Annotated in this window: 1 protein-coding gene; it reads left to right on the forward strand. The window is 63.3% G+C overall.

The window, feature by feature from the left end; translation table 11 throughout:
- The first annotated feature begins 98 nt into the window (after positions 1-98).
- A complete protein-coding gene (locus tag BKG60_RS13135; protein ID WP_083339454.1) occupies positions 99-1676 on the forward strand; it encodes an IS1634 family transposase in 1578 nt (525 codons plus the stop codon).
- Positions 1677-1696: the final 20 nt, after the last annotated feature.

Raw genomic sequence — 1696 nt, forward strand, 5'->3', positions numbered from 1 at the left:
TTTCTGCAGGTCGGGTTCTGGCTTACTAAGCGGGTAGGGTCCGGTGGGTGTTCGTGCGCAAAGTGCGCACCGCCTCGGGCGCGGTGGCAGTGCAGGTGATGCGCAAAGACGGGCGCCGCGACGTCGTGGTCGAACACCTCGGATCAGCTCATACCGACGCTGAACTGGGCGTGCTGCTCGAGCGTGCCCGCCAGATCGTCACTGGTGATCAAGACGTCCTGGACTTCGAGGTACCTGCCCGCACGCAGCGCGTGGCTGACGTAGCGGATTGGCGCCATGGCACCTTGACGTTGTCGGCCGGTGTCCCCAAGGGTGCAGCGGCGACCCCCGGGCGCACGGCGGCGACCAGTTCGCGGCTGCTCTACGACGTCATCGGCGGCATCTACGACTGGGTGGGCTTCGACGTCGTCAACGATGCGGTGTTCCGAGACCTGGTGATCGCCCGGATCGTCGAGCCCACCAGCAAGCTGGATTCCCTGCGAGTGCTCGCCGACTTAGGTGCAGAACCCCTGTCCTACAAGACCATTCAACGTCACCTCGCCAAGGTCAACACCGGCAACTACCGCGATGCCATCGCCGCCCAGTGCTTCACCCATGCCGTCGACCGCGGCACCCTGAGCCTGCTGCTCTACGACGTCACCACGCTGTATTTCGAGGCCGAAAATGAAGACGACCTGCGCAAGGTCGGCTACTCGAAGGAACGCCGAGTCGATCCGCAGATCGTGGTCGGCCTGCTCGTTGATCGCACCGGGTTCCCGTTGGAAATCGGCTGCTTTGACGGCAACACCGCCGAAACCACCACCCTGATCCCGATCATCACCGCCTTCGCCGCCCGCCATAATCTGGGCGACACGCCGATGGTGGTGGCTGCCGATGCCGGCATGCTATCGGCGACCAACCTCGCCGCCCTCGATGAGGCCGGGTTGGGGTTCATCGTCGGGTCCCGGGCGGTGAAGGCGCCGATCGATCTCGCCTCGCATTTCCATTGGAATGGTGATGTTTTCACCGATGGACAGATCATCGACACCGTCACACCCCGGCACGCCAAGAGCATCGTCAACGACACCAACAAGCGAGCCGAACCGGTCTGGAACGCCGATACTCACGCCGGGGCGTGGCGGGCGATCTGGGCGTATTCCGCTAAACGCGCCCGCCGCGATCAGAAGACCTTGCACGCCCAGGAGGCCCGGGCCAAGGAAGTCATCAGCGGCCAACGCGCAGCGAAATCAACCCGGTTCGTCAAGACCACCGCCGGTGGACGCGCCCTCGACGAAGCAAGCTTGGCCCGAGCGCAATCGCTGGTCGGGTTGAAGGGCTACGTCACCAACCTCGATGTCGAGGTCATGGCCGCCACCGAAGTGATTGCCAAGTACCACGACCTCTGGCACGTCGAACGTTCATTTCGGATGTCCAAGACCGACCTCGAAGCCCGCCCGATGTTCCACCGCACCCGCGAGGCCATCGAAGCCCACCTGACCATCGTCTTCGCCGCTCTCGCTGTGGCGCACTGCATTCAGGAACGCAGCGGCCTGGCCATCGCCAACGTCATCAAACAACTACGGCCACTGCGCTCAGCGACCATCGTCATCAACGATGCCAGCCAGGCCTTCCCACCAGAAATCCCAGAACCCCAACGTGAGATCTTGGCCGGCCTCGGCATCAAAGTGGCTTACTAAGCCAAATGTCCTAACTCAGG

The organism is Mycobacterium syngnathidarum, assembly GCF_001942625.1.
Classification (GTDB): domain Bacteria; phylum Actinomycetota; class Actinomycetes; order Mycobacteriales; family Mycobacteriaceae; genus Mycobacterium; species Mycobacterium syngnathidarum.